At 60.2% G+C, this 3,616-nt stretch carries 3 protein-coding genes; all 3 read right to left on the bottom strand.

What is annotated here, in order from left to right; genetic code table 11:
* Nucleotides 1-228: 228 nt before the first annotated feature.
* Entirely contained in the window at nt 229-1,401 is a 1,173-nt protein-coding gene (locus tag ACFE0K_RS16220; protein ID WP_434537053.1) for a CmpA/NrtA family ABC transporter substrate-binding protein, read from the bottom strand.
* 261 nt (nt 1,402-1,662) lie between these two features.
* Nucleotides 1,663-2,250 carry an ANTAR domain-containing response regulator gene (locus ACFE0K_RS16215; protein ID WP_035246751.1) on the bottom strand — a complete coding sequence of 196 codons (588 nt, stop codon included), beginning with the start codon at nt 2,248-2,250 and terminating at the stop codon, nt 1,663-1,665.
* A 172-nt stretch (nt 2,251-2,422) separates the two neighbouring features.
* A complete protein-coding gene (locus ACFE0K_RS16210) occupies nt 2,423-3,601 on the bottom strand; it encodes an alginate export family protein (protein WP_434537054.1) in 1,179 nt (392 codons plus the stop codon).
* Nucleotides 3,602-3,616 lie beyond the last annotated feature (15 nt).

The following is a 3,616-nucleotide window of genomic DNA, read 5'->3' as shown; positions in this document are numbered from 1 at the left end:
GATGCGGCCAAGCAGTTGCGCGAAGCGGTTTAAACGCCCCGCAGGAGCGTCGCCCGCGGCGCGATAACCCAAAATCTTAAAAGACGGATTTACCACAGAGGACACAGAGATCACTGAGGAAAGATATTTTTCTCTGTGTACTCTGTGCCCTCTGTGGTGAAAAGGCTTTTGACCCTGGTTTGGGTTATCGCGCCGCGAGCGACGCTCCTACGGAAAGGCAGGGCATGATCATCTCCGCCCCTCCTCTTCCGCTTCGATTACCTTCAACAACCGATCCGGTCCCAGCTCCACTGGCTTGGGCTCGCCGGGTAATTGCCAGTGGCCTGCGTGTCGCTCATCCGGTTTGCTGTCCATCAGCGGCAGGCTGGTGAGATCGGCCAGCGCGTCGCGGAACAGGTCTGTTCGGTAGCATTGCGCAGCAAAGGTCTGGGTTTCTTCCAGGCTGCACTGACGCCAGCGCTGCATTTCCTCCAACAGGAAACGGGCATCGGAACGCCAGGGGAAGTTGGCGTGGAAACCAGCGAACACATGAAAGTGATGAGCCGGAAACGGTTGCCCGGTCAAGCCGCCGGGCAGGCGCTGGCTGAACGGTGCGCGAATGATTTCCGCCGGTACATCCAGCCAGGCAGGATGCGCCAGTAGCGACAGGCTCTCCAGCAGATGCTCGTCCGCGTGGCGCGCGGCCTTATAGAGCGCCCGCAACATGGCGCGATGAGGCCCGGGATTACGGGCCACCCAATCACGGGACACCGCCAGCACTTTTTCCGGGGCGTTTTCCCAGATCTGGTAACCGGAAAGAATGCAGTGCCCGGCGCCGGTTAACGCCGCCAGACTGTTCCAGGGTTCGCCCACACAGAACCCATCGATATGCCCCATGCGCAGGTGATCCACCATCTGCGACGGCGGCAGCACCACCAGCTTCACGTCGTGATCCGGGTCCAGCCCAGCGACGCTCAGCCAGTGGCGTAATTGATAGGCATGGCAGGAAAACGGAAATACCACCGCCAATACCAGGGGCGCCTCGCCACTACTGGCACGAGCCGCCACCAGCTTGTTCATGGCACTGGCCATGTCGTTGGGCGTGGGTCCTTCAGACAAGGCGCACAGCCCCTGGAACAACATGGGCGACACGGTAATACCGTTGCCGTTCAGCCCCATGGAGAACGCCGTGGCCAGGGGTTTCTTGATACACCCCAGCCCCAGCGACGTGGCCATCATCATGGGCGCCAGCATGGGGGCCGCATCCAGCTGGCCCACCAGCAAACGATCACGCAGGCTGGCCCAGCTCCATTCCGGTTGCAGCTCCACATCCAACCCTTCGGCGGCGAAGTAGCCCGCTTCCTGGGCCACCACCAACGGCAAGCTGTCGGTCAACGGCATATAGCCGATACGGATTTTCATGGGGTTTGCTCCGCAAGGGCCTGGCGTCTGAGCTCTGACGCCTGACGTTTGAAAACCTTCTCATTCATCGCAGGCTGCGCCCGGCGGAATGTTTTTGCCGGTTCGGAAACCAGGCTTCTTGCCTTCTTCAGTGGACAGACTCTTCTCATGCTTGCTCCTGTTTTGTGGGAGCGCTGATGCGACCACAACTCTCACCCAGCTCAAGGGCAAAAGCATTCGCGATGGAACCATCGCTCCCACAGGGAAAGCTGGCCAAATCCATTACCCCTGCGCCTTCAGCATCTCGGCATAATCCAGCACTGACCTGGCCACCTGTATTAATGGCTGGCCGGTATTCATGGCCTGGCGCCGCAGGGTACTGTAGGCATCCTGCTCATTGAGGCGGCGGCGTTGCATCAGCAGGCCCTTGGCCCGCTCGATGATCTTGCGTTCTGCCAGCGCTTCGCGGGTCTGTTCCAGCTCTTCGCGCAACGCCTGGTATTCCCGGAAACGGGCGGTGGCCACGCGCATCACGCCACGTACCCGGGCCAGATCGGTTTCCCCGGCCACATAGGCACTAACGCCGGCACGCAGGGCCGCCACGATCAGATCCTCGTCGTCCTGGTTGCAGAACATGACCATGGGGCGCGGCATATCCCGCTGTACCAGGGCCATGCTTTCCAGGGTGTCCCGGTCCGGCGCGTCCATGTCCACGATCACCACATCCGGGTTACTGGAATGCACCTTCTCCGCCAGCCCGGCAGCACTGGTCAGACGACAGAGGATCTCGTGCCCTTCATCGATCAGGGCACGCTCCAGAATCGCAGCGCGCGGTGGCTGGTCATCCACCAGCATAATTTTCAGGGCCATAGTGTCGGAAGCATCCAGGGATTGAGTGTTACTGGATTGGTTTGCAACGGTTGTGCCAGTCATGGGTGGTTTAACTCGCTGTTTTTGTTTGCTATTCCTTATTCACCACAACAGCACCCGCAAAGCGCACCATGACAGTGCACTCTGCGGCGCTAAAACGGCGCTGTCCTGGTCAGAGCTTCACTTCGGCCCAGGCCCACAGTTTTTGGGTATCGGTACCGAAATCATCGGCACTGTAGTCGGCGTATTTCAGGCCCACCACGTAGTGCTTGCCGATGGGCCGGGCCACTAGCAAGTCGGTTTCCGTGCCGTAGTCACTGCTGCCCTCATCGGCCTGGAAGTCGTGATACACCGCCGCCAGCTTGAAGCCGGCCAGTTTGGTTCCCACGCTGACAAAGCTGTCTTTCAGGCCGTCCGCCGGGGTCACCAGGAACTGGTCCGCCCAGCCATTGAAGGCATGCTTGGTGGCCAGCGGGGTCTGGAAAGCAACCTGGCCGCCATCAGAGCCCAGCACTTCCTGTGCCACTTTCACGGTGACCCCGGCCATTTCTGCGCCCACTTCGGCGAAGACGTAGTCGGTATCGCCGGCTTCCACCTCTTGCTGGGCGCCTTCCAGGGTGAGAAGCAGCTTTACGGCATCCAGATCAAACGCACCGGCATACCGCAAACCGTAGGTGTCGTTATCGGAATCGGGCACGTTATCCGTTTCCAGCAGGTAACCGTAGGCGGTCAGCGCCCCCCCCGGCGCACCGGCCCAGCTGGCGTTGAGCAGGGTATTGGACACATTGGCATCAAACTTTGGCGTAATGCCGTTTACCTGAGTCAGGTAGGCCGTTGAGAATGAGAAGTCGCCCGTCCCGTAATCCAGCTTGGCGCCATCAAAGGTCTGCTCGTCCTGGCGCCAACCCACGTTGCCGACGAAGCGGGCATTGTCGTAAATGATGCGCTGACGGCCATAGGTAGCCACCAGGCCATCGAGGGCATCGCTACCGGTATAACGGACTGTGGCACGGTTAAGCTCGGTCACTTCCGGATCGGCGATCACCGGGTAACCACTCATGTGGGGCGCAAAGTTATCGACTTTCCCGACAATGCGGGTGTCTTCAAACTCCCCCATCGCATCAAAGCCGTACAACTTGCCGGTCTGGTAACCCAGCCGGGTGCGCAGGGTCAGCGCCTGGGCATCTTCCGCAGCACCGTCGCTATCCACTTCCTCATGGCGCAAGCGCATGTTCAGCAGCGGTGTGCCGCCCTTCAACGCAGTCATAAAAGCATCGTCTTCGGCGTGAGCCGTCCCCGTAACGCCGAGCGTGGACAGAATGACGCCGGCAGCAATGGCAGAATCTTTCATGGTCGTTTCCTCGAT

The sequence above is a fragment of the Alcanivorax sp. genome (genome assembly GCF_051117345.1).
In the GTDB taxonomy this organism is placed as follows: domain Bacteria; phylum Pseudomonadota; class Gammaproteobacteria; order Pseudomonadales; family Alcanivoracaceae; genus Alcanivorax.
This window is presented reverse-complemented; position numbering and strand designations above follow the sequence as displayed.

Coding starts and splice junctions, on each gene's coding strand:
- ACFE0K_RS16220 (WP_434537053.1), bottom strand. CDS start 1,401: ATGAAAATCCGTATCGGCTATATGCCGTTGACCGACAGCTTGCCGTTG.
- ACFE0K_RS16215 (WP_035246751.1), bottom strand. CDS start 2,250: ATGGCCCTGAAAATTATGCTGGTGGATGACCAGCCACCGCGCGCTGCG.
- ACFE0K_RS16210 (WP_434537054.1), bottom strand. CDS start 3,601: ATGAAAGATTCTGCCATTGCTGCCGGCGTCATTCTGTCCACGCTCGGC.